This is a genomic window from Streptomyces sp. NRRL F-525 (assembly GCF_000716605.1).
Taxonomy (GTDB): Bacteria; Actinomycetota; Actinomycetes; order Streptomycetales; family Streptomycetaceae; genus Streptomyces.
Window position 1 is genome coordinate 107,106 of the sequence record NZ_JNXE01000024.1, and the last position, 24,052, is coordinate 131,157.

The following is a 24,052-nucleotide window of genomic DNA, read 5'->3' on the forward strand; positions in this document are numbered from 1 at the left end:
CGGACGAGTGGCCGCAGATCGGTCATCCTCTCCATGTGAGCCGCCCGCCGACGGCGCGGCCGGGGCGCGGTGCGTCACGGGGGGTGCGAGCATCGGCACGGGGCGTGCACGCGGCTGCGGCACGCGGATCCGCACTGCGGAAGCGATACGGCCACCGCGAGGGGCCTAGGAGAAGGTGACGATGACCGAGGCACGGGGGTCGGCCGGCCTGAACGGCGACACGCACACTCGGCGTACGCAGGGCGCGCCCTGCTGGGTGAGTCTGATGGTGCACGGGATGGCCGCGACTCAGGAGTTCTACGGAGAGCTGTTCGGCTGGGAGTTCCAGCCCGGTCCGCAGCAGCTCGGCCCCTACGCGCGGGCCCTGCTCGACGGGCAGGAGGTGGCCGGCATCGGGCAGCTGCCGCCGGACCGGCATCTGCCCATCGCGTGGACGCCGTATCTCGCCTCGGACGACGTCGACCAGACGGCCGAGACGGTACGGATGTGCGGCGGCACGGTCGGGGTGGGCCCCCTGGACGCGGCCGAGGCCGGCCGGCTGGCGATCGGCTCCGACCCGTCGGGGGCGGTCTTCGGCATCTGGCAGGCCTCCGACCACCTCGGCACGATCCTCACCGGCGTCCCCGGCACACCCGCCTGGAACGAACTGCTGACCTCCGAGACCGCGAGCGTCGCCAAGTTCTACGAGGCGGTGTTCGGCTACGAGGAAGTGCCGGTGGTCTCCGCCGACTTCGACTACGTCACCCTCCACCTGGACGGCCACCCGGTCGCCGGCATCCACGGCGTCGGCACGGCCCTGCCACGCGACCGGGGCCCGCACTGGATGACGTACTTCGAGGTCGCCGACACGGACGAGGCCCTGCGCCGCGTCACGGACCTGGGCGGCCACACCCTCAAACCGCCCCACGACAGCCCCCACGGGCGCGTGGCCACGGTCGCGGACCCCGAGGGCGCGATGTTCTCGGTGATCGAGGGGCCGCGCTAGGCCGACGTCATCGGCAGCACATCCGGTGACAGCGCCGCCGCCCGAGCCGTAGCCGCCGTCATGCGGCGGCGGTGGTGGCGGCGGCACAGGACCTCGTAGCCGACCGCTTCCGCCTGGTTGACGTCGCCCACGACTACCTGCGCGCCCTCGACGACCATCTCGCCGCCTATCGTGCGGGCGTTGTGGGTGGCGCGGGCGCCGCACCAGCAGAGGGCCTCGACCTGAAGGACCTCGACGCGGTCGGCGAGTTCGACCAGGCGCTGGGAGCCGGGGAAGAGCTTGGAGCGGAAGTCGGTCGTGATGCCGAAGGCGTAGACGTCGAGGCTCAGGTCGTCGACCACGCGCGCGAGTTGGTCGATCTGCACCGGCGCCAGGAACTGTGCCTCGTCGGCGATGACGTAGTCCGCGCGGCCGCCCTGGGAGAGGTGGTCGACGACGTACGCGTAGAGGTCCTGCTCGTCCTCGACCTCCACCGCGTCGGTGACCAGGCCGAGGCGTGAGGAAAGCTTTCCCTCGCCCGCGCGGTCGTCTCGGGTGAAGATCATCCCCGCCAGTCCGCGTGCCGAGCGGTTGTGCTCGATCTGGAGCGCCAGGGTCGACTTCCCGCAGTCCATCGTTCCGGAGAAGAACACCAGCTCGGGCATGGGGAGTTGAGCACCTTTCGGCGAAGAGGCGGACAGTGGGGCTTCAGGAGCGTACTTCGAGCAGGGGGACCAGCTGCTCGGCAGGGGTCATCGAACCGTGGTTGCCGACCATCGCCGACTCCTTCGGCTCCCGCTCGGACGCGATGATCAGGACGTCGTCCCGGGCCGCCGCGATCACGTCGCCGAGGCGGTCGTAGACGCGGTCGTCGATGTGCGGGCCGAACCAGCCCGCCGCGATCGCCTCGTCCCGCGAGGCCACCCAGAACTGCTCGCCGAGGACCTCGCGCCAGCAGGTCAGCACGTCGTTCTCGGCGCCCCGCACCGCGTAGACGTGGCGGGCGCGGCCCTCGCCGCCGAGGAGGGCTACGCCGGCGCGCAGTTCCCAGTCCGCGTCGAAGTCGATGCGGTGCTCCTCGTCGAAGGGCACGTCGATCATGCCGTGGTCGGCGGTGACGTACAGGGCGCTGCGCGGCGGGAGTTGCTCGGCGAGGCGCTGGACGAGCCGGTCGACGTACATGAGTTGGCCGCGCCAGGTGTCGGAGGCGATGCCGTAGCGGTGGCCCGCGCCGTCGAGTTCGGCGTAGTACGTGTAGACCAAGGAGCGGTCCCCGGCGGCCAGTTGCTCGGCCGCGAGGTCCATGCGCTCCTCGCCGGTGAGCCGCCCGTGGAACGTTCCGCCGCTGAGCGCGACCTTCGTCAGCGGGGTGTTCTGGAAAGTGGGTGAGGAGACCTGCGCCGCGTGCACGCCCGCGTCGTGGGCCAGTTGGAAGATCGTGGGGTACGGCTGCCAGGGGCCCGGCTTGGTCCACGGCTGCCAGCGGAGCTGGTTCATCAGCTCGCCGGTGGCCGGGTTGCGCACGGTGTAGCCGGGCAGGCCGTGGGCTCCGGGCGGCAGGCCGGTGCCGACGGAGGCGAGGGAGGTCGCGGTGGTCGCCGGGTACCCGGCGGTGAGGGGGCGTCCGGTGCCGCCGCGCGAGCTGCCGAGGAGCGCGTGCAGGTACGGGGCCTCGTCGGCGTGGTCCTTGATCTGCTCCCAGCCGAGGCCGTCGATCAGGAAGACGCAGTTCCGGTCGGCCGGGGTCAGCTCCGGGATGGCCGCGGTCGTACCGGGTACGCCCATGCCCGCGGCCAGCGTGGGCAGCAGGTCGGCGAGGGAGCCGGAGCCGTACTCGGGGACGGGCGCGGACTCGATGGCGAGGGGCTCGGGGTGGTCCCAGGTGGCTGGCTGTGCCATCAGCGGGGAACGTCCGCGGTCGCCTCGGAGAGCGACTGCGCGAAGGCGAGGGTCTGCTGCACCGTCTCCGGGCCGTCGCCCGCCTCGCTGACGCGCAGGCTCAGGTCGTCCGCCGTCGAGTTGCCCGTGTAGCCGTGGTCCGCCTCGCAGTTGGGGTCGCCGCAGGCGGCCGGCTCCAGGTCGATCCGGGCGACGGCACCCCAGCCGATGGTCAGCACGACCTCGCGCGGCAGCGTGCCCGGGGTGTACGACTCCGGGTTGGCGACCACGCGGCTGAGCACCACGGACGAGATCCGGCCGAGCTTCACGGACTCCGTGGACGTCGTCGCGTACGGCGTCGGGGAGGTACTGTCGGCGGCCTGCTCGTCGGTGTGGCTGACGATGAAGCGGTTGCCGGTGAGGACGAGCACGGTCACATGCCGGCGCACCTCGTTCTGGTCGAACGTGGTCTCCTGGTGGACCAGGAACGACCGGATCGGCTCGCCGCCCACGGCGGCCTCCACCGCCTCGGCCACGAGGGCCGGGTAGTAGCCGCTGCGCTCGATCGCCGCACGCAGCCCCTGGGTCGTCGTACTGGTCTTGGCCATGACGTCCATCCTACGGTGGCGCACTGACTGCGAGGCACCGCCGAGCACTGTCTTGTCACAGCCGTCTCAGCACGCGGGACCGGTACGAGGGGGCACGGGACCCGCGCGCGGGAGGCGTCCTTGAGTACGTCCGTCAGTACACGGGAAGCGTCCTCGGGCCGAGGTCGTCGCGGACGGGCGGCGGGGCCAGGCGGACGGAGGCGCCGAGCACGCTCAGGCCGCGCGCGGCGACGACGACCGGCTCCAGGGTCACGGCGACGACCTCGGGATGGTCGTCGACCAGCCGCGACACCCGCAGCATCAGCTCCTCCAGGGCAGGCGTGTCGACCGGCGTGGAGCCGCGCCAGCCGAACAGGAGCGGCGCCGTCCGGATCGACCTGACCAGCGAACCGGCCTCCCTGTCCGTGACCGGAATCAGCCGGTGCGCGGTGTCCCCGAGCAGCTGCGAGGCGGCCCCGGCGAGCCCGAAAGACAGCACAGCCCCGGCCGCCGGATCGATGACGGCCCGTACGACGGTGTCGACCCCGCGCGGCGCCATCCGTTGCACCACCGGCCGCAGTTCCTCCGGCGTCCCGAACAGCTCTCCCAACTCGGCGTACGCCCGCCGCAGTTGGTCCTCGTCCGCGAGATCCAGCCGTACGCCGCCCAGGTCGGCGCGGTGGCGCAGGTGCGGGGCGGTGGCCTTGAGGGCGACCGGGTAGCCGAGGGTGCGGGCGGCTTCGGCGGCGGTGTCGGGGGTGGGTGCGGGGAGCGCGCGGTGGACGTCGACGCCGTACTTCCCGAGCAGGTCGCAGGTGTCCTCGACGCCGAGGGTGAGGCCCTGCCCGCGCGCGAGGAGGCCGCCGATCAGCCCGGCGGCGCCCTTCTCGTCGATGTCCTCGAACTCGGGGACCCGGCCGGGGTCGGTGGCCTCGCGCCGCCACTGGGCGTACTTCACGGCTTCGGCGAGGGCGCGGACGGCGCGCTCGGCGGCGGGGAAGGCGGGGATGAGGCCGCCGCCTTCGGGGGCGGGGATCGCGGTGATGGCCGACTCCGGTTCCGCGGCGCTCCGTCGGGGTGGTCCTTCCGCGGGGCGGGGCGGGTCGGCGCCGGGTGCCTTGGAAGCGACCTGTGGTGCCGTGCTCATCGCGGCCGACAACGCCGCGGCCAGCCCGCCGAGTTCCACGTGCACCACCAGCACCGGCTTCCCGGGAACCGCCGCCGCCGCGGAGCGCAACGCCTCCGCCAACGCCGCGTCTTCTGCCGGCCCCTCCCCCACCGCGGGTATCGCGGTCACGACCACCGCGTCGCACGAGTCGTCGGCCAGCGCGGCCGACAGCGCCCGGTGGAAGTCCGCCGCGGTCGCCGCGGTCGTCAGGTCCACCGGCGGCGACGGCCGCAACCCCTCGGAGAGGCACGCGTCGTAGGTCAGCAGCCCGAGCGACTCGGAGTTCCCGACGATCGCCACCCGCGGCCCGCCGGGCAGTGGCTGGCGGGCCAGGAGCAGCCCCGTGTCGACCAGTTCGGTGATCGTCTCGACGCGGATCACCCCGGCCTGGCGGAGCAGCGCGGACACGGTCGCGTGCGGCAGCCGGGTCGCACGGACCGCGTGTCCCTGGGGGGCCGATCCGGCGCCCTGGACGACGACCAGCGGTTTCGCGGCCGCCGTGCGCCGGGCGAGGCGGGTGAACTTGCGGGGGTTGCCGATGGACTCCAGGTACATGAGGGCGACGTCGGTGTCGGGATCGTCGTACCAGTACTGAAGGACGTCGTTCCCGGAGACGTCCGCGCGGTTGCCGGACGACACGAAGGTGGAGACGCCGGTGACTCCGGTGACCCCGCCGCCGCGCCGGTGCAGGCGGGAGAGCAGGGCGATGCCGATGGCGCCGGACTGGGCGAAGAGGCCGATGCGTCCGGGGCGGGGCATCTCGGGGGCGAGGGACGCGTTCAGCCGTACGTCGGCCGCGGTGTTGATGACCCCGAAGGCGTTCGGTCCGATGATGCGCATGCCGTACGTGCGCGCGTGGCGCACGAGTTCGCGCTGGCGCTCGCGTCCCTCGGGGCCGCTCTCGGCGTACCCGGCGGTGACCACGACGAGTCCCTGCACCCCGTGTTCGCCGCACTCGGTGACGACTTCGGGGACGTGCTCCACCGGGACGGCGACGACCGCGAGGTCCACGGGGCCTTCGATGTCGCGGACCGAGCGGTACGCGGGCACCCCGTCGAGGTCCTTCTGCTCCTCGGGGAAGGCCTTGTTCACGGCGTACAGGCCACCGGTGAAACCGGCGTCCCTGATGTTGTCGAGAACGCTGCGGCCCACCCCTCCGGGGGAACGGCCGACACCGACGACGGCGACCGACCCGGGCACCAACAGCCGCCGTACGGACCGCGCTTCGGCCCGCTGCTCCCGCGCGCGCTGCACGGCGAGGGACCGGTCCGTGGGTTCGAGATCGAACTCCAGGCGGACGACGCCGTCCTCGAAGCTGCGCTTCTGGGTGTAGCCGGCGTCCGTGAACACCTTGATCATCTTGTTGTTGGCGGGCAGCACCTCGGCGGCGAAGCGGCGGATGCCGCGCTCGCGGGCGACGGCGGCGATGTGCTCCAGGAGGGCGGAGGCGACGCCCCTCCCCTGGTGGGCGTCCTGCACCAGGAAGGCGACCTCGGCCTCGTCGGCCGGGGCGGAGGCGGCACGCCCGTCGGCACTAATGCGGTCATAGCGTACGGTGGCGATGAACTCGCCGCCGACGGTGGCCGCGAGTCCCACCCGGTCCACAAAGTCGTGGTGCGTGAAGCGGTGGACATCCTTGGCGGACAGGCGCGGATACGGCGCGAAGAAGCGGTAGTACTTCGACTCGTCGGAGACCTGCTCGTAGAAGCTGACCAGGCGATCGGCGTCGTCGACGGTGATGGGCCTGATGCGCGCGGTACCCCCGTCGCGCAGCACCACGTCGGCTTCCCAGTGGGCGGGGTACTCGTGCCGGTCCGACGAGGTCTGCTGCATGGGGCCCAGCGTACGGCTCGCGTCTGACAACGGCGCGAGGCAGTCTGTGGGCAACAACAGAGCACGGGAAGTCGGGCCGAGGCCGCGGTCCGACGACTCGCTCCGGACGGTTCACAGGGCCGGTCCGGGGTCGCTTCACGTGTGGGAAACTGGTCTAGACAACCCTGAGACTCTGAAGGGCAGCATCACATGGCTGAGCGCCGCGTCAACGTCGGCTGGGCGGAGGGCCTTCACGCCCGCCCCGCCTCCATCTTCGTCCGGGCCACCACGGCCTCGGGTATCCCCGTGACGATCGCCAAGGCCGACGGCAACCCCGTCAACGCGGCCTCCATGCTCGCGGTCCTGGGCCTGGGTGCCCAGGGCGGCGAGGAGATCGTCCTCGCGTCGGACGCCGAGGGCGCGGACGCGGCCCTCGACCGCCTGGCGAAGCTGGTCGCGGAAGGTCTCGAGGAACTCCCCGAGACCGTCTGAGCACACCCCCCTTTGCGCCTAAACCGGCGCCGCTCTCGCGGAGGTGGTTGCGCGCCGCGGGGGTTCCTCAATTGATGGTTGCGGTCCTTTTCGTCGCAAAACCGATGTACCGCAACCTGAAGGGCTCGTCCGAATTACCGGGCGAGCCCTTCGCAATTCCACTTGCGGGCAGCATAAATAATCCCCCGCGAATTAGCTCCTCTTTGTATACGGCGCCCGTGTTAATGCCGCAGACCCGACATGTTTACGGGAGGTTGCGAAGTCCTCACACGGTCCGTGCCGTTCGCGCCGTTCGCCCCGCCGGGAAAGCGCAGCCGGTGCGCGGTGCCCGCGCGCTCGGTGTGCAGGGCGGTGATCGCCCGGGCGCGCTCGCTGTCGCCGCGGGCCACGGCGTCCACGATGGCCCCGTGCTCGGCCCAGGACTCGACGGGGTTGGCCGGGGCGTCCACCGCGTACATCCAGGCGATCTTGTGCCGCAGCTGGGTCAGCATCGAGGTCAGCGCGGGGCTCCCGGAGGCCTGTGCCAGCGTCTCGTGGAACCAGCTGCCCAGGGAGCGCAGATCCTCGCTGTTGCCCCGCCTGGCGCGCTCCTGGCCCAGCCTGACGAGGCCGCGCAGCACCTTGAGGTGGGCCTCGGTGCGCCGCTGCGCGGCCCGTGAGGCGCCGAGCGGCTCCAGCAGCATCCGCATCTCCAGCAGGTCGGCGGCCTCCTGCTCGGTCGGTTCCGCGACGCACGCGCCCGCGTGCCGCCGGGTCACCACGAACCCCTCGGCCTCCAGCGTGCGCAGGGCCTCCCGGACAGGGACGCGCGAGACCCCGTACCGGCGCGCGAGGAGTTCCTCCGTGAGCCGGCTGCCGCGCTCGTAGACACCGGCGACGATGTCGTCCCGGATCGCCGTGCATACCGAGTGCGCCGGAATACGCATGTCCGACCTCCGCCTTAATCCCCGTGAAACGTCGACGATTGACGTGTGTTCCGTGACTCTATTGCAATGAGCGGGAATTTCCGATGGCGGACCGGAATCCATGGATATTTTTTGGACAGGAGGGCTCCGGAAACGCCGAAAGCCCCGGCCGGGCGGGCCAGGGCTTCGGGAAGTGCGGCGCTACGTCGTCAGACGTTCACACCGTGCTTGCGGAGGTACGCGACGGGGTCGACGTCGGAGCCGTACTCGGCGGTCGTGCGGGCCTCGAAGTGGAGGTGCGGTCCGGTGACGTTGCCGGTCGCCCCGGAGAGGCCGATCTGCTCGCCGGGAGTGACCGTCTGGCCGACGGAGACACCGATGGACGACAGGTGGCCGTACATGGTGTACATGCCGTCGGCCATCTTGATCACCACTTGATTGCCGTACGAGCCGCCCCAGCCGGCGTCGACGACGGTGCCGGAGCCGACCGCGTGCACGGAGGTGCCGGTCGAGGCGTGGAAGTCGATGCCGGTGTGGGCACCGGAGGACCAGAGGGAGCCGCCGGTCTTGTAGCCGGTGGAGACGTACGAGCCGGTGACCGGTGCGACGAAGGTGTTGAGCCTCTTGCGCTCGGCGGCGCGGGCGGCGCGTACCTCGGCCTCGCGCTCCGCCTTGGCCAGTGCGGCGGCCTTGGCGCGGGCGACCTCCTTGGCCAGCGTTTCGTCCGCGGCCTGCTGCTGGGCGGCGGCCTGGGCGTCGATCTTCTCGGCGACCGCGTCGCCCATGGCGATGACGGGGGTGAGGCCGGTCTGTTCGGGGGCGGGCTCCGCGGCGAACGCCGGGGCGGCGGCCAGGGTGCCAACGACACCGGTGGTGGTGAGGGCCGCGACACTCGCGACACGAACGGTGGTGCGGTGGGTCCGGCTCGGGCGACGGTGCTTCCCGGTGGCGCGGGTGAACGCCATGGAGTGGCTGGTCCTTTCCTTCCTTCTCGCCTACCGGGTTAGCTGACGGGTTCGGAGCAGGAAGGTCTCCTACGGACTCCCTCGACGGGCGTCCGATTCACCCCAGGGACGTGGGTCCCCGGCTCCCCTGGCTCGCGCCGTACGGGGACTCGGCGATGACTGTCCGGTGCCGCGAGTGCGGCGCGGTGCCTGACGGACAGCCGGACCGACGCTAAGGGGGGCCACTTTCAATCCCCAAACGGATCACGGGTTTTGTTGCACATGCCACAGGGCAGACAGGCAACCTCTCCCCCAATTCGGACATTAGGGGGCCCTGGTGACGCTTCAGTCACCAGGGCCCCCACACGCGCGTGCCGCTCGTCGGCTCGCTACGGGTCGTCTACTCGGCCGCGACGACGGTGACTTCGCCGATGCCGAGCGCCTCCACGGGCTCCTTGATCTGCTCCGCGTCGCCGACCAGGATCGTCACCAGACGGTCCACCGGGAAGGCGTTCACGACCGCCGCGGTGGCCTCCACGGTGCCGGTCGCGGCGAGCTGCTGGTACAGCGTCGCCTGGTAGTCGTCGGGCAGGTGCTGCTCGACCTGGTCGGCCAGCGTGCTCGCGACGGCCGCGGCGGTCTCGTACTTGAGCGGCGCCACGCCGACGAGGTTCTGTACGGCGATGTCCCGCTCGGCGTCGGTGAGTCCGCCCTCGGCGAGCTTGCGGAGCACCGTCCAGAGGTCGTCCAGCGCGGGACCGGTGTTCGGGGTGTCCACAGAACCGCTGATGGCGAGCATCGAGGCGCCCGTGCCGTCGGGTGCCGAACGCAGCACCTGGCCGAACGCCCGCACACCGTAGGTGTAGCCCTTCTCCTCGCGCAGGACGCGGTCCAGGCGGGAGGTGAGGGTGCCGCCGAGGCAGTACGTGCCGAGCACCTGGGCGGGCCACACGCGGTCGTGCCGGTCGGAGCCGACGCGGCCGATGAGCAGCTGCGTCTGGACGGCGCCGGGACGGTGCACGATCACGACGCGCCCGGTGTCGTCGGCGGTCACCGGCGGCACGGGACGCGGCTGCGCGGTGGAGCCCGTCCACGAACCCAGGGTGTCGGCGAGGAGCGCGTCCAGGTCGATGCCGGTGAGGTCGCCGACGACCACGACGGTGGCGGTCGCGGGGCGGACGTGCCGGTCGTAGAAGGCGCGTACGGACGCCGAGTCGATCTTCTCGACGGTCTCCTCGGTGCCCTGGCGCGGACGCGACATGCGCGAGGTCGCCGGGAACAGCTCCTTGGAGAGCTCCTTGGCCGCGCGGCGGGACGGGTTGGCCGTCTCGTGCGGGATCTCGTCGAGGCGGTTGCGGACCAGCCGCTCGACCTCGCTGTCCGCGAAGGCGGGTGCCCTGAGGGCGTCCGACAGCAGACCGAGGCCCTTGGCCAGGCGCGAGGCCGGGACCTCCAGGCTCAGGCGCAGCCCGGGGTGGTCGGCGTGCGCGTCGAGGGTGGCGCCGGAGCGCTCCAGCTCGGCGGCGAACTCCTCGGCGGAGTGCTTGTCGGTGCCCTCGGAGAAGGCCCGCGCGGTGATCGTCGCGACACCGTCCAGGCCTGCCGGTTCGGCCTCCAGGGGCGCGTCCAGGAGCACCTCCACGGCGACGACCTGCTGGCCGGGGCGGTGGCAGCGCAGCACGGTCAGGCCGTTGCCCAGCGTCCCGCGCTCCGGGGCCGGGAAGGCCCACGGCCTGGCCTCGCCGGCCTGGGGCTGCGGGTGGAATTCCATCGTGGCGAGCTCGGTCACTTGGCCGCCTCCTCGTTCTCGTCGCCGGCCTCTGCTTCGTCATCCTCGTCCGCGATCGGCTCGTAGACGAGCACCGCGCGGTTGTCGGGGCGCAGCCGGGCCTTGGCGACCTCCTGCACCTCCTCCGCCGTCACGTCCAGGACGCGCTGTACGGCGGTCAGGGCGAGCTGCGGGTCGCCGAACAGGACGGCGTACCGGCACAGTTCGTCGGCGCGGCCCGCGACGGTGCCGAGCCGGTCGAGCCACTCGCGCTCCAACTGGGCCTGGGCGCGCTCCATTTCCTCGGCCGTGGGGCCCTCCGCGGCGAACCGGGCGAGCTCCTCGTCGATGGCGGCCTCGATGACCGGCACCTCGACGTCCCCGGACGTCTTGACGTCCAGCCACCCCAGGGAGGGCGCACCGGCCAGCCGCAGCAGGCCGAAGCCGGCCGCGACCGCCGTACGGTCGCGCCGTACAAGGCGGTTGTAGAGGAGCGAGGACTCGCCGCCGCCCAGGATGGTGAGGGCGAGGTCGGCCGCGTCGGACGCGCGCGTGCCGTCCTCCGGGAGCCGGTAGGCGCACATCAGGGCGCGGGCCGGGACCTCCTCGACGACGACCTCGCGCAGCTCCCCGCCCATCGTGTCAGGCAGCGCGCCGTCACGGGGTGCGGGCTTGCCGTCGTGCGAGGCGATGGACCCGAAGTACTTCTCGATCCAGGCGAGCGTCTGCTCGGGGTCGATGTCGCCGACCACGGACAGGACGGCGTTGTTGGGCGCGTAGTAGGTGCGGAAGAACGCGCGCGCGTCCTCCAGGGTGGCCGCGTCCAGGTCCGCCATCGAGCCGATGGGCGTGTGGTGGTAGGGGTGGCCCTCCGGGTAGGCGAGGGCGGTCAGCTTCTCGAACGCCGTCCCGTAGGGCACGTTGTCGTAGCGCTGGCGTCGCTCGTTCTTGACGACGTCCCGCTGGTTCTCCATGGACTCCTCGTCCAGGGCGGCCAGCAAGGAGCCCATGCGGTCGGCCTCCAGCCAGAGCGCGAGCTCCAACTGGTGGGTGGGCATGGTCTCGAAGTAGTTCGTGCGCTCGAAGCTGGTGGTGCCGTTGAGCGAACCGCCCGCGCCCTGCACCAGTTCGAAGTGGCCGTTGCCCTTCACCTGTCCGGAGCCCTGGAACATCAGGTGCTCGAAGAGGTGAGCCAGGCCGGTACGCCCCTTGACCTCGTGGCGGGAACCGACGTCGTACCAGAGGCACACCGCCGCGACCGGGGTCAGGTGATCCTCGGAGAGGACCACGCGCAGACCGTTGGCCAAGCGGTGTTCGGTCGCTGTCAGACCGCCGGACCCTGCCTCGGCGGTGGCCGTGTGACCCATGGGCATGTACGTCCCTTCGATCGCGGATTCTCTGGCTGGAACCGCAGAAATCCTGCTCGTCCCGCCACTGTATGCAAGCGTGCGGACCGTCGGCGAAGTTCCCGGCGGACGTACGCCGAGAGCGAGATCGCGTAGCCTGCGGGCAGTCGCACACGTGGACTCACGCGGCAGCCGCCGGCGACGGACCCGAGCGGGCAACGCCGGGTCCTGGTCCGCGTTGTCAGTGCCGCGGTCCACAATGGTTCACGTCAAGACCCCGTTCACGCTTCAGCAAGAGTGAGCCGAAGGGGAGCGACCCCCAGGCGAGCGACCAGAAAAGAGGAGCCGGCAGCGATGGCCCGCCGCAGCACGAAGACCCCGCCGCCCGACGACTCGTTCGAGGAGCGGATCCTCGACATCGACGTCGTCGACGAGATGCAGGGCTCCTACCTTGAGTACGCGTACTCGGTCATCTACTCCCGCGCCCTGCCGGACGCCCGGGACGGCCTGAAGCCGGTTCATCGCAGGATCGTCTACCAGATGGACGAGATGGGCCTGCGCCCCGACCGCGGCTACGTGAAGTGCGCGCGTGTCGTCGGTGAAGTCATGGGCAAGCTGCACCCGCACGGGGACGCGTCGATCTACGACGCCCTGGTGCGCATGGCCCAGCCCTTCTCCATGCGCGTCCCGCTGGCCGACGGCCACGGCAACTTCGGCTCGCTGGGCAACGACGACCCGCCGGCCGCCATGCGGTACACGGAGTGCCGGCCGTCCGAGGCCGCCAACCTGATGACCGAGTCGATCGACGAGGACACGGTCGACTTCTCCCCGAACTACGACGGCCAGGAGCGGGAGCCGGTGGCCCTGCCGGCCGCCTTCCCGAACCTCCTGGTGAACGGCTCGTCGGGCATCGCCGTCGGCATGGCCACCAACATGCCGCCGCACAACCTGGGCGAAGTCATCGCCGCCGCCCGGCACTTGATCCGCTATCCGAACGCGGACCTGGACTCCCTGATGCGGCACGTCCCCGGCCCCGACCTGCCGACGGGCGGCCGGATCGTCGGCCTCACCGGCATCCGGGACGCGTACGAGACGGGCCGCGGCACGTTCAAGATCCGCGCCACGGTCGCCGTGGACAACGTGACGGCGCGCCGCAAGGGCATCGTCGTCACCGAACTGCCCTTCTCCGTAGGCCCCGAGAAGGTCATCGCCAAGATCAAGGACCTGGTCGGCGCGAAGAAGCTGCAGGGCATCGCCGACGTCAAGGACCTCACCGACCGCGCGCACGGCCTGCGCCTGGTCATCGAGATCAAGAACGGCTTCGTGCCGGAAGCGGTCCTGGAGCAGCTCTACAAGCTGACGCCGATGGAGGAGTCCTTCGGCATCAACAACGTGGCGCTGGTCGACGGCCAGCCCCTCACGCTCGGCCTCAAGGAACTCCTGGAGGTCTATCTCGACCACCGCTTCAACGTCGTACGGCGCCGCAGCGAGTTCCGCCGCACCAAGCGGCGAGACCGCCTCCACCTCGTAGAGGGTCTGCTCACCGCGCTCATCGACATCGATGAGGTCATCCGGCTCATCCGCTCCAGCGACAACTCCGCCCAGGCGAAGCAGAGTCTGATGGAGCGCTTCTCCCTGTCGGACATCCAGACGCAGTACATCCTGGACACCCCACTCCGCCGCCTGACCCGGTTCGACCGGATCGAGCTGGAGTCGGAGATGGAGCGACTCACCGCGGAGATCGCGGAGTTGACCCGCATCCTGGAGTCGGACACCGAGCTGCGCAAGCTGGTCTCGACCGAACTGGCCGCCGTGGCGAAGAAGTTCGGCACCGACCGGCGCACGGTCCTGCTGGAGTCGGCCGGCGCCCCCGCCGCCACCGTGCCGCTCCAGGTCGCCGACGACCCGTGCCGGGTGCTGCTCTCCTCGACGGGCCTGCTGGCCCGTACGGCGAACGGCGAGCCCTTCCCGGAGGACTCTGAGGCCCGGCGCACCAAGCACGACGTGATCGTCTCGGCGGTCCCTGCGACCGCGCGCGGCGAGCTCGGCGCGGTCACCTCGGCCGGCCGCCTCCTGCGCATCAACGTCGTGGACCTGCCCCAACTCCCGGAGACGGCCGCCGCGCCGAACCTCTCCGGTGGCGCCCAGATCTCGGAGTTCGTCTCCCTGGACGAGGGCGAGACGGTCATCTGCCTGACGACCCTCGACGAGTCCTCCCCCGGCCTGGCCATCGGCACGGAACAGGGCGTCGTCAAGCGCGTGGTCCCCGACTACCCCACGAACAAGGAGGAGTTGGAGGTCATCACGCTCAAGGACGGCGACCGGATCGTCGGCGCCGTCGAGCTGCGCACCGGCGAGGAGGACCTGGTCTTCATCGCGGACGACGCCCAACTGCTGCGCTACCAGGCCTCCCAGGTGCGTCCCCAGGGCCGCGCGGCCGGCGGTATGGCGGGCATCAAACTCACCGAGGGCGCGAAGGTCATCTCCTTCACGGCCGTCGACCCGGCGGTGGACGCGGTCGTCTTCACGGTCGCGGGTTCGCGCGGCACGCTGGACGACTCCGTCCAGACGACGGCCAAGCTGACCCCGTTCGACCAGTACCCCCGCAAGGGCCGGGCCACCGGCGGCGTCCGCTGCCAGCGCTTCCTGAAGGGCGAGGACTGCCTCTCCCTGGCCTGGGCGGGCCCCGTACCGGCGAAGGCGGCCCAGCGGGACGGCACCCCGGCGGAGCTCCCGGAGATGGACCCGCGGCGTGACGGCTCGGGCGTGTCGCTGGCGAAGACGGTGTCGGTGGTGGCGGGGCCGGTGTAGCACCGGTCAGTAGTCGAGGCCGAGGTCCGACTCGGGTTGGAGTTCGGGCTCGGTTTCGGGTTCGTACTCGCCTTCCCGCTCCGGTTCTTGTACGTAACGGAGGACGCCCCACATGCCGCGCTCGTCGGCGAGTGGGGCGTCGCCGTCCGCGCACGCCTCCAACTCCTTGCCGAGAGCGGCCATGTCAAGACCGGTACCGATGAGCACGAGCTGCGTGAGCCGTGCGTCCCCGTCGGCCCAGGGCTCGGGATAGAACCGCAGGAACCGTCCTACGGCGTGCACGGCGTACCGGTTGCGGGGATCGTGGGCGCCGAAGTCGACGTACCCCTTGATGCGGTAGAGCCCCTCGGGCCTGCTGTCGAGGAACGCCATCAGCCTGCGCGGGTCGAGGGGCACGTCGGAGACGTGGGAGAGGCTGTCGTACGCGTCGTGCAGGTGCCCGGCGTGATCGTCACCACCATGCTCGTGCTCGTGGTCCGGCTCATGGAGGTCGTCGAAGGTCAGCTGCCCGATGCGCTCCTCGCTCGGGCGGCAGTCGAAGAGGAACTCCGGGTCGACACGGCCGTAGGTGGCGGGCACGACGGCGGCACGGTCGGTGAGTGAGCGGACGAGTCCGAGCACGCGCGGGGCGTCGGCCGCCCGGTCCAGCTTGTTGACGACGACGAGGTCGGCGAGGGCGAGATGCCGGTCGATCTCGGGGTGCTTCGCGCGCGTGTCGTCGAACTCGGCGGCATCGACGACCTCGACGAGCCCGCCGTAGACGATCCCCGGGTGCTCGCTGGCGAGCAACATGCGCACCAGTTCCTCCGGTTCGGCGAGCCCGCTGGCCTCGATGACGATGACGTCGATACCGGCGGAGGGCCGGGCGAGCCGCTCCAGGTAGACGTCGAGTTCACTGGCGTCGACCGCGCAGCACAGGCACCCGTTCCCGAGCGACACGGTCGAGTCGCCGAGGGCACCGGCCACGGCCAGCGCGTCGATCTCGATCGCCCCGAAGTCGTTGACGATCGCGCCGATACGGCTGCCTCCGCTGCGGTGCAGGAGGTGGTTGAGGAGGGTCGTCTTGCCGGAGCCGAGGAATCCGGCGAGGACGAGGACGGGGATCTGTTGGGGAGTTGGCATCGGGGTGGGGTCCGGGGTGGGGGCGGGTCTCTGGGCAGGAGCCGGGGTCAGGGCCGAGGTCAGGGGCGGGGCCGAGGTCAGGGCCGGGGCCGAGGTCAGGGCCGGGGCAGGGGCCGGGGTCTGAGCCGAGGCCGGGGCCGGGGTCTGAGCCGGGGCAGGGACAGGCGGGACAGGGACAGGGCTCTGGGCCGAGGCCTGAACCGGAGCCGGGGCCGGAGCCGAGGCGGGGGCGAGGGCGGGGGCCAGGGCAGGGCTCTGAGCCGGGGCCGGAGGCTGAACTGGAGCCGAGGCCGCGTCCGGGGCCGGAGCCGAGGCGGGGGCGGGAGCCAGGGCAGGGGTCTGAGCCGGAGCCGAGGCCTGAGCCTGAGCCGCGTCCGGAGCCGAGGCCTGAACTGGAGCCGAACCCGGGGCTGGAACTGGAGCCGGGATCAGGTCCGGAGCCGGGACCAGGGCCGGAATCGAGGCTGGGCCCGGGGCCGGAGCCTGGGGTGGAATCCGGCTCGGAGCCGAGGTCGTGGGCAGGCTCGGATCCGTACTCGGATCCGGTGCCGGACCGGTGTTCGGGCTCGGGCTCGCGCTCGGGCTCTGCTGGCTCAACGTGCGACCTCTTTCACGCCGACGCGTGCACCGGCTCGCGGTCCGGCACACGTACGGAGGTTGAATGCCGCCCCAGGATACGAGCCGGAAGAATCGCCGCGAAGTGAACGATTGTTAGCAGCACTTGCGGGGCAGACGTTGGGGAAGGCGCCGGTTCGTGCGACCCTCGCTTCCCTCCGTGCGCCTCCTCTCCGCCTCCCAGCCGATCAGAGCCGCTCGGCACTCTGGGAGACGGCAAGCGCCGCCCATCGCTCGCCGGTCCCCATCAGTCGACCCGCACCCGACGACCGGCGGACGGCCGCCTGATTCGGGGGTTGACATGGCCACACGGAAGCGCGGTACACGGGGGTTCGCCACGCCCCTGGCAGCCGGTCTCGGCCTGGTGACGGGAGCTCTCGCCGTCATGGCCGCGCAACACCGCACGCTCCGCGCACTGCGCCTCCGGCTCGACCAGCTGGAGAAACAGGTCGCCAACAGCCACCACCACGCCAATCTGGCCACCCAGCAGCATCTGCACTGGCAACTGCTGAGCAAGGCGATCGACAGCCCTGAACTGGCCGAGGTCCTGGACATCTTCGAGGTACCCGCGTCCCAGCAGAAACGACGCCAGTACCTCTTCGCGAACGCGCTGTACACAAATCTGCTGTTCTACTACCGCATCGGCAACATCAGCCGCGACGAGTTCTTCGGGTTCATCCGCGGTCTTGTGCAGAACCCCGTCGTCAGGGAGTACTGGAACGCGACCCAAGGACAGCGCGCGACGCTCGCCGAGGGCTCGGAGGAGGCCGAACTCGGTCGGATGGTCGACGAGCTGCTACGACAGCTGGAAGAGGCCGACGGCGACGAGTGGTGGGTCGTGGGGGACCCGCCCAGCGACTGAGCGTCCGGGCGGCACCGCGCCTTCGGGGGCGCCCCTTCCTCGAATCACACCCTCGGGCCATAACGAACAGATCAAGTCCCCAGTTGTCCCAGACGTCACTGGGGTTGACTCACGCCTGATCGCGTAGAACGACTCCACAAGACGTCGCTCACGCCGCCGGATGACGAGCGCACCCCACAGGGCACCGCCTTCACCCCGCCGTCGTTGTGCGCAGACTCTTCAGACGTGAGAACCAGAGGGAATCAACAGTGAGTCAGATCATCCGTCGGATCGGTGTACCTCCCAGCGCCCGGGGGAGCGCGGGCGGGGGCAACTGCCCTGACATCTTCGAATTGGCCGACGGAAACTTCGCAGTGATCGGCACGGACCAGACGGACAAACTCGACGGTCAGCTGCCGGCCGACGCGTCGAGAGCCTCGTACGAACGGATCGTCGTCATCACCCGGGACACACTCATCAAGGCCAAGGGCGACATTCCTGACGTGTAGCCGACGCGGACGATTCACTCCGCACGCCCAAGCATTCGGTCAGCCCGCGTGGCAGTGGAGCCGACTGCGAACTCATCGTGATCATCAGCCAGGGGACACGGATCCGCGCCCGTAAGGACATTCCTCGTACCTGACGCCGCGGACCGCCGTCCGGCACAGGCCGGCACAGGGGGCGGGTTCGGCACCGACCGTGGCGCTGAACCCGCCCCTCCGCATCACCTCGGCACCGTCACCGGCGCCTCCACCCCCACATACCGCGCGACCGGCCGGATGATCTTCGAGTCCTCCGCCTGCTCCACCACGTTCGCGCTCCACCCCACGACCCGCGCGGCCGCGAACGTAGGAGTGAACATCTCCCGCGGCAGCCCGCAGAGTTCCATGACCAGCCCCGCGTAGAACTCGACGTTGGTGTGGAGTTCGCGCCCCGGTTTCAGCTCCGCGAGGATCCTCTCGACCTGGCGCTCCACCTCGACGGCGAAGTCGACCCGTGGGCCGCCGAACTGCTGGGCGACCTCGCGCAGCATCCGCGAACGCGGGTCCTCCGTACGGTAGATGGCGTGGCCGAAGCCCATGATGCGGTCGCCGGCGAGGACGCGTTCGCGGATCCAGGGGTCGATACGGTCCGGGGTTCCGATCGCGTCCAGGGTGTCCAGGGCGCGACTGGGCGCACCGCCGTGCAGCGGACCCGAGAGCGCGCCTACGGCCCCGACCAGGCAGGCCGCCACATCCGCCCCCGTCGACGCGATGACCCGCGCGGTGAAGGTTGACGCGTTGAATCCGTGGTCAATGGTTGAGATCAAGTATTGCTCGATCGCCCTGGCCTGCTGCTTGTCCGGTTCCGAACCCGTCAGCATGTACAGGTAGTTGGCCGCGTAGGAGAGGTCCTCGCGCGGCTCGACGGGATCAAGTCCCTGACCCAGCCGGTACAGCGCGGTCAGCAGCGTCGGTACGGCCGCGGACGCCACGAGGGTGTCCCGGCGGCGCGCGTCCGCGTCGATGTCGTACACCGGCCGGAAGCCCTTCGCCGCACCGAGCAGCGACAGCGCCGTACGCATCCCGGACAGCGGTCCGGACGTGCCGCTCGCCGCCGCCACCGCGGGCAACGCGTCCCGCACCTCGTCCGGCAGCCGACGCAGGGCGGCGGTCTCGGCGGCGAACGCGGCGCTCTGCTCAGCGTCCGGCAGTTCACCCTGGGCGAGGAGATGCCAGACGTCCTCGAAGCCGCGGGTCTGCGCGAGTTCGACGGCGGAGTACTGGCGGTAGTGGTAGAAGCCCTCGGTCCCCCGGACGTCACCGATTCGGGTGTCGGTGACGACGACGCCCGCGAGTCCCCGCGGAACCTCGATACGCGTGGCAGCGGCCCTGTTGATGGACATGTTTCCTCCCTGGACTTGATTCAAATGTCCATGGTTGACTCAATCTCTGTCAATATTGATTGAATCAACATATGCAAGGAGTGGATACCGTGGCCTCCATGCGCGATCAAGAGCCCGCTCCCGGCCACCCCGAGCGACGGCTGACCACCAAGGAGACCGCCGAACTGCTCGGCGTGAAGCCCGACACCGTGTACGCGTACGTGAGCCGCGGACAGCTGAGCAGCAGGCGCGAGCCCGGCGGGCGGGGCAGCACCTTCGACGCCAAGGAGGTGGAGGCACTCGCCCGGCGCAACAGGCGGGAGAGCAGCGGGAGTCCGGGCTCCGGGGGCGAGCTGTCCGTACGGACCCGGATCACGCTCATCGAGAAGGACCGGTACTACTTCCGGGGCGTCGACGCGACCGAGCTGGCCGCCCGGCACTCCTACGAGGAGATCGCCGAGTGGCTGTGGACCGGGGAACTGCGCCCCGGGATCACGTTCACCGCACCCAAGGCGGCTGTCACCGTCGCCCGCCGCGCCGTGGACGCGCTGCCCGAACACACCGGCCCCACCGACCGGTTGAGGGTCGCGGCCATCGCGGCGGCGACCGCGGACCCGCTGCGCTTCGACCTGTCCGAGGACGCCGTGCTCGGTACCGCGCGCATCCTCATCCCCACCCTCGTAGCGGCCCTGCCGCCGGTACGGCGCGCCCATCGCGACGGAGGTCCGCTGGCCCACCGCCTGTGGGCACGGCTGAGCGGACACCCGGCTGACGAGGCGTCACTGCACGTCCTCGACACGGCACTTGGGCTGCTCGTCGATCACGACCTGGCCGCCTCGACGCTCGCGGTGCGTGTCGCCGCCTCGGCCCGCGCGCACCCCTACGCGGCCGTCTCCTCCGGCCTGGGGGTCCTCGAAGGCCCCTTGCACGGCGCGGCGAGCGGCCTGGCGCACCGGCTGCTGCTGGACGTGCTCGACCAGGGCGACGCGGCCCCGGTGATCGCGGACGAACTGCGCGCAGGCCGCCGTATCCCCGGACTCGGTCACCGGCTCTACCCGGGCGAAGACCCACGCGCGCGTGCCCTGTTCGCCCTCCTGAAGGAGATCCCGGGCGCCGCGCCCGCCCTCGCCGCGGCCCGCGACATCGTCGCCACCACCGCCCGGCACACCCCACTGCACGCCAACGTCGACCTGGCGCTCGCCGTGCTCACCGTCTCCTCCGGGATGCCCTCCACGGCGGGCGAGACGGTCTTCGCCGTCGCCCGTACGGCGGGGTGGATCGCGCACGCCCTGGAGGAGTACGGCGAGCGCCCGCTGCGCATGCGGCCCAGCGGTCACTACGTAGGCCCCAGGCCACCTCAGCCACTCCCGGAGTAGGACACGAGCGCGGCCGGAAGTCGCCCTGGGTCAAGTCAGGTTAGGCTCACCTCTGTGAGTACGTGCGCGACCGTCTCTCGGGACCTCGACGAGCCCATTTCCGGAACCGCGGCCACGGCGACGACGTGGCTGCTGCTGGAACAGCCCGGTCCTTGGGGTGCCAAAGCGCTCACTTCGAGCCACCTGGACCCCGTACTGGGGCGTGCCCTGGAAGCGGCCGCCGCGGACACGGGCGTACGGATCGCGCTCATCCGCCGCCCGGGACGGCACGCGGACCCCGCGCCGTCCCGGGTGCGCCAGGTGTACGCGGCCCACACCGTTCCCGGAAACGCATGGCTGCACAGCGCCACGACCGAGGACCCGGGGCAACTGCTCGCCCTCGACTTCGCCGCTCTCGGCGCGGGCGACCCGCGCTCGTTCGGCACGGCGCTCGGCGGGCGGGCCCACACCGGTGACCCGCTCGCGCTCGTCTGCACCAACGGCAAGCGCGACCGCTGCTGCGCGCTCTTGGGCCGTCCCCTCGCCGCCGAACTGGCCGCCTCCGGGGTCGAGGGCGCCTGGGAGGTCACCCATCTGGGCGGCCACCGCTTCTCGCCGACGGTGCTCGTCCTGCCGTACGGCTACGCGTACGGGCGGGTCCAGGCGCACGGCATCAAGGAGATCCTCCAGGGCGTCCAGGAGGGCCGCGTGGTCGTCGAGGGCTGCCGGGGCGCTTCGGCCTGGGAACGGCCCGGACAGGCGGCGGAGCTGGCCGTGCGGACGGCTGCGGGCGAGTACGCGATGGGCGCCCTGAGCGTCGTACGGACGGACGGCGCCGCACCGCGCTGGGAGGTGACCGTCGCGCACACCGACGGACGCCACTGGCGCGTGATCGTCGCCCAGGGAGCATCGCTCCCGCCCCGCCCGGAGAGCTGCGGGGCGTCGGTCCTCGGCGCACCGGCGCGGATGGACGTGGTGGCGGTGCGCGAGCTGACGACAGCACTGGCGGGCTGACCCGCCCGGCACCGGGGAGCCCGACCGGCTTCCGTGGGAAATCGCCCTCTACTAGAGGCCGCCTTTCCCAAGAAATGGTCAAGAGATCCACGCCACACCCCTGGGGCAGCCCCCGCCCCGCCACGTACCGTCAGGGGTATGAGCCCCACTCCCCCCGCACGCCGCCGTCGCCTCGGGCTGCCGCGGCGGGTGTTCTCGCAGGTGCTGCTGATGCAGCTGGCGATCGCCGCGGGAGTCGCGGTCCTGGCGACCGGGCTGTTCCTGGCGCCGCTGAGCAAGCAGCTGGACCAGGAGGCGATGAACCGCGCCCTGGCCATCGCCCAGACCACCGCGCAGCAGCCGCGGATCGTCAAGGACATCCAGAACACCCCTCCGACGGTGGACGGACCCGTGCAGCGGGAGGCGGAGCGGATCCGGAAGGCCACCAAGGCCGAGTACGTGGTGGTGATGGACTGGCGGGGCATGCGGTGGTCGCACACGACACCGAGCGAGATCGGCCGGTTCGTCTCGACGTCTCCCGGCCAGCCCCTGGCGGGCCAGGAGGTCAAGGAGATCGACAAGGGCACCCTGGGGCGCTCCGCGCGCGGCAAGGTGCCCCTGCGGGACGCCGACGGCACGGTCGTCGGGGCGGTCTCGGTGGGCATCAAGTACGACAGCGTCCGCGCGCAGCTGATCAGCGCGATCCCGGGGCTGCTGGCGTACGCCGGGGGCGCTCTCGCCGTCGGCGCCCTGGCGGCCTGGCTGATCTCCCGGAGGGTCCAGCGGCAGACCCGGGACCTGGCCTTCTCGGACATCTCGGCGCTGCTCTCGGAGCGCGAGGCGATGCTGCACGGCATCCGGGAGGGCGTCGTCGCCCTGGACCGCACGGGCCGCATACGTCTCCTGAACGACGAGGCGCGGCGGCTCCTGGGCATCGGCGACGAGGCGGTCGGCCACTCCCTGGACGAGGCGCTCGGCGAGGGACGCACGACCGACGTCCTGGCCGGCCGGGTGACCGGCACGGACCTGCTCGCCGTGCGCGGCCAGCGGGTCCTGGTCACCAACCGGATGCCCACCGACGACGGCGGCGCCGTGGCCACTCTGCGCGACCGCACCGAACTGGAGCAGCTCGGTCGGGAGTTGGACTCGACGCACGGCCTGATCGACGCCCTGCGCGCCCAGGACCACGAGCACGCCAACCGTATGCACACACTCCTGGGGCTGCTCGAACTGGAGATGTACGACGACGCCGTGGACTTCGTCGGCGAGGTGGTCGGCGATCACCGGGCGACGGCCGAACAGGTCACCGAGAAGATCCAGGACCCGCTGCTCGCCGCCCTGTTGGTGGGCAAGGCGACCGTCGCGGCCGAGCGGGGCGTCGCCCTGTGGATCTCCGACCGGACCTGGCTGCCGGACCGGTTGATCGACCCGCGCGGGCTGGTCACGGTGGTCGGCAACCTGGTGGACAACGCGCTCGACGCCGTGGCGGGCACACCGCACGCACGCGTGGAGGTCGAGTTGCGGACGGAGGGGCGTACGGCCGTGCTCCGGGTTCGTGACACGGGCCCCGGAATCCCGGAGGAACAACGGGAGTTGATCTTCACCGAGGGCTGGTCCACGAAGAAGCCCCCGGCCCACGGCAAGCGCGGGATCGGCCTCTCCTTGGTACGTCGGCTCGCCGAACGGCAGGGTGGCAGCGCGGTGGTGACGGAGGCGTTCGGCGGGGGCGCGGAGTTCGCGGTCGTCCTGCCGGAGGCACTGACCGAGGCTCTGACCGAGCCGGGTCTGGAACCCGCTCTCACCGCCCCCGGGGACACCGTCGAGGAGGAGTCGCGATGATCGAGGTCCTGGTCGTGGACGACGACACCCGGGTCGCGCAGGTCAACGCGGCTTACGTGGAGAAGGTACCGGGCTTCCACGTGGCCGGCGAGGCTCACAACGCGGCTGAGGCGCTGCGCCAGTTGGAGACGTTGCCCCGCCTCGACCTGGTCCTCCTGGACCACTACCTGCCCGACGAGACGGGCCTGGCGGTCGCCCAGGAGATGCGCCGACGCGGCCTCCAGACGGACGTGATCATGGTGACGGCGGCCCGGGACGTGACGACCGTACAGGCGGCGATGCGGCAGGGCGCGCTGCAGTACCTGGTCAAGCCCTTCGCGTTCGCGGGCCTGCGCGCCAAGCTGGAGGCGTACGCGGAACTGCGCCGCACGCTCGACGGCGGCGGCGAGGCCGAACAGGCCGAGGTGGACCGCATCTTCGGCGCCCTGTCCGCGCCCTCGGAACCCGGGCTGCCCAAAGGGCACTCCCCCACCACGGCGGAACTCGTGCGCCAGTCCCTGATGAACGCCCAAAGCCCCCTGTCCGCCCAGGAGATCGCCGACCGCACAGGGGTGAGCCGGCAGACCGCCCAGCGCTATCTGAAGCTCCTGGAGCGCACCGGACGGGCCAGACTGACGCTCAAATACGGCGACGCGGGCCGCCCGGAACACCGTTACGTGTGGGCGACCCGCGCCTGAGGGCACGGCCAGTGGGGGCGGGGGAAGGGGCCGTACCCCTTCCCCCTGTACGGACGCCGACCGCGCGGCCG

At 71.3% G+C, this 24,052-nt stretch carries 19 protein-coding genes and 1 riboswitch; of the genes, 9 read left to right on the forward strand and 10 right to left on the reverse strand.

What is annotated here, in order from left to right:
• Positions 1-181: 181 nt before the first annotated feature.
• On the forward strand, positions 182-985 hold the full coding sequence (locus tag OO69_RS30035; RefSeq protein ID WP_033283966.1) for a VOC family protein: 804 nt from the start codon (positions 182-184) through the stop codon (positions 983-985).
• Here OO69_RS30035 and OO69_RS30040 read toward each other — a convergent pair.
• From OO69_RS30040 to OO69_RS30055, 4 genes are all read right to left on the reverse strand, one after another.
• A complete protein-coding gene (locus tag OO69_RS30040) occupies positions 982-1,629 on the reverse strand; it encodes a thymidine kinase (protein WP_033283967.1) in 648 nt (215 codons plus the stop codon). The two genes, OO69_RS30035 and OO69_RS30040, sit on opposite strands and share 4 nt — an antisense overlap.
• Before the next feature lie 43 nt (positions 1,630-1,672).
• Complete coding sequence (locus OO69_RS30045; RefSeq protein WP_033283968.1) at positions 1,673-2,863, reverse strand: alkaline phosphatase family protein; 1,191 nt, start codon at positions 2,861-2,863, stop codon at positions 1,673-1,675.
• Positions 2,863-3,459 (reverse strand): DUF5998 family protein, encoded by a 597-nt coding sequence (locus OO69_RS30050; RefSeq protein WP_078652624.1) that lies wholly within the window; start codon positions 3,457-3,459, stop codon positions 2,863-2,865. The genes OO69_RS30045 and OO69_RS30050 overlap by 1 nt, the downstream gene beginning before the upstream one ends.
• Before the next feature lie 124 nt (positions 3,460-3,583).
• On the reverse strand, positions 3,584-6,430 hold the full coding sequence (locus OO69_RS30055) for a bifunctional GNAT family N-acetyltransferase/acetate--CoA ligase family protein (RefSeq protein WP_033283970.1): 2,847 nt from the start codon (positions 6,428-6,430) through the stop codon (positions 3,584-3,586).
• A 189-nt stretch (positions 6,431-6,619) separates the two neighbouring features.
• Here OO69_RS30055 and OO69_RS30060 point away from each other — a divergent pair, with 189 nt between their 5' ends.
• Positions 6,620-6,901, forward strand: a complete 282-nt coding sequence (locus OO69_RS30060; protein ID WP_013000229.1) for an HPr family phosphocarrier protein — start codon at positions 6,620-6,622, stop codon at positions 6,899-6,901.
• 221 nt (positions 6,902-7,122) lie between these two features.
• Here OO69_RS30060 and OO69_RS30065 read toward each other — a convergent pair whose 3' ends face one another.
• The 4 genes from OO69_RS30065 to OO69_RS30080 form a co-directional block, all read right to left on the reverse strand.
• Positions 7,123-7,827, reverse strand: a complete 705-nt coding sequence (locus OO69_RS30065; protein ID WP_033283971.1) for a GntR family transcriptional regulator — start codon at positions 7,825-7,827, stop codon at positions 7,123-7,125.
• Positions 7,828-8,015: 188 nt separating this feature from the next.
• Positions 8,016-8,771 carry a M23 family metallopeptidase gene (locus OO69_RS30070; RefSeq protein WP_033283972.1) on the reverse strand — a complete coding sequence of 252 codons (756 nt, stop codon included), beginning with the start codon at positions 8,769-8,771 and terminating at the stop codon, positions 8,016-8,018.
• Positions 8,772-8,783: 12 nt separating this feature from the next.
• Positions 8,784-8,936, reverse strand: a riboswitch (cyclic di-AMP (ydaO/yuaA leader).
• A gap of 214 nt (positions 8,937-9,150) precedes the next feature.
• Positions 9,151-10,539, reverse strand: a complete 1,389-nt coding sequence (locus OO69_RS30075) for a M16 family metallopeptidase (RefSeq protein WP_033283973.1) — start codon at positions 10,537-10,539, stop codon at positions 9,151-9,153.
• On the reverse strand, positions 10,536-11,885 hold the full coding sequence (locus OO69_RS30080) for a M16 family metallopeptidase (RefSeq protein WP_199811060.1): 1,350 nt from the start codon (positions 11,883-11,885) through the stop codon (positions 10,536-10,538). The genes OO69_RS30075 and OO69_RS30080 overlap by 4 nt, the downstream gene beginning before the upstream one ends.
• A 333-nt stretch (positions 11,886-12,218) precedes the next feature.
• On the opposite strand from OO69_RS30080, the gene OO69_RS30085 reads away from it, so the two are divergent.
• Positions 12,219-14,675, forward strand: a complete 2,457-nt coding sequence (locus OO69_RS30085) for a DNA gyrase/topoisomerase IV subunit A (protein ID WP_033283975.1) — start codon at positions 12,219-12,221, stop codon at positions 14,673-14,675.
• 6 nt (positions 14,676-14,681) lie between these two features.
• On the opposite strand, the gene OO69_RS30090 is transcribed toward OO69_RS30085, so the two are convergent.
• Positions 14,682-15,797: a CobW family GTP-binding protein gene (locus OO69_RS30090; RefSeq protein ID WP_051801273.1), complete on the reverse strand. Its 1,116-nt coding sequence runs from the start codon at positions 15,795-15,797 to the stop codon at positions 14,682-14,684.
• A 916-nt stretch (positions 15,798-16,713) separates the two neighbouring features.
• Between OO69_RS30090 and OO69_RS30095 the strand changes: the two genes are divergently transcribed.
• Both OO69_RS30095 and OO69_RS30100 read left to right on the forward strand, forming a co-directional pair.
• Positions 16,714-17,274 carry a DUF6082 family protein gene (locus tag OO69_RS30095; protein ID WP_033283976.1) on the forward strand — a complete coding sequence of 187 codons (561 nt, stop codon included), beginning with the start codon at positions 16,714-16,716 and terminating at the stop codon, positions 17,272-17,274.
• A 248-nt stretch (positions 17,275-17,522) separates the two neighbouring features.
• Complete coding sequence (locus OO69_RS30100; protein ID WP_199811057.1) at positions 17,523-17,762, forward strand: hypothetical protein; 240 nt, start codon at positions 17,523-17,525, stop codon at positions 17,760-17,762.
• A gap of 215 nt (positions 17,763-17,977) precedes the next feature.
• Here the strand turns inward: OO69_RS30100 and OO69_RS30105 are convergent, their stop codons facing one another.
• Entirely contained in the window at positions 17,978-19,138 is a 1,161-nt protein-coding gene (locus OO69_RS30105; protein WP_033283977.1) for a citrate synthase/methylcitrate synthase, read from the reverse strand.
• 98 nt (positions 19,139-19,236) lie between these two features.
• Here OO69_RS30105 and OO69_RS30110 point away from each other — a divergent pair, with 98 nt between their 5' ends.
• From OO69_RS30110 to OO69_RS30125, 4 genes are all read left to right on the forward strand, one after another.
• On the forward strand, positions 19,237-20,493 hold the full coding sequence (locus OO69_RS30110) for a citrate synthase family protein (RefSeq protein WP_033284004.1): 1,257 nt from the start codon (positions 19,237-19,239) through the stop codon (positions 20,491-20,493).
• A gap of 54 nt (positions 20,494-20,547) precedes the next feature.
• Positions 20,548-21,486 carry a sucrase ferredoxin gene (locus tag OO69_RS30115; RefSeq protein WP_033283978.1) on the forward strand — a complete coding sequence of 313 codons (939 nt, stop codon included), beginning with the start codon at positions 20,548-20,550 and terminating at the stop codon, positions 21,484-21,486.
• A 138-nt stretch (positions 21,487-21,624) separates the two neighbouring features.
• Positions 21,625-23,304, forward strand: a complete 1,680-nt coding sequence (locus OO69_RS30120) for a sensor histidine kinase (RefSeq protein ID WP_078652625.1) — start codon at positions 21,625-21,627, stop codon at positions 23,302-23,304.
• Positions 23,301-23,981 carry a response regulator gene (locus OO69_RS30125; protein ID WP_033283980.1) on the forward strand — a complete coding sequence of 227 codons (681 nt, stop codon included), beginning with the start codon at positions 23,301-23,303 and terminating at the stop codon, positions 23,979-23,981. The genes OO69_RS30120 and OO69_RS30125 overlap by 4 nt, the downstream gene beginning before the upstream one ends.
• The last annotated feature ends 71 nt before the right edge of the window (positions 23,982-24,052 follow it).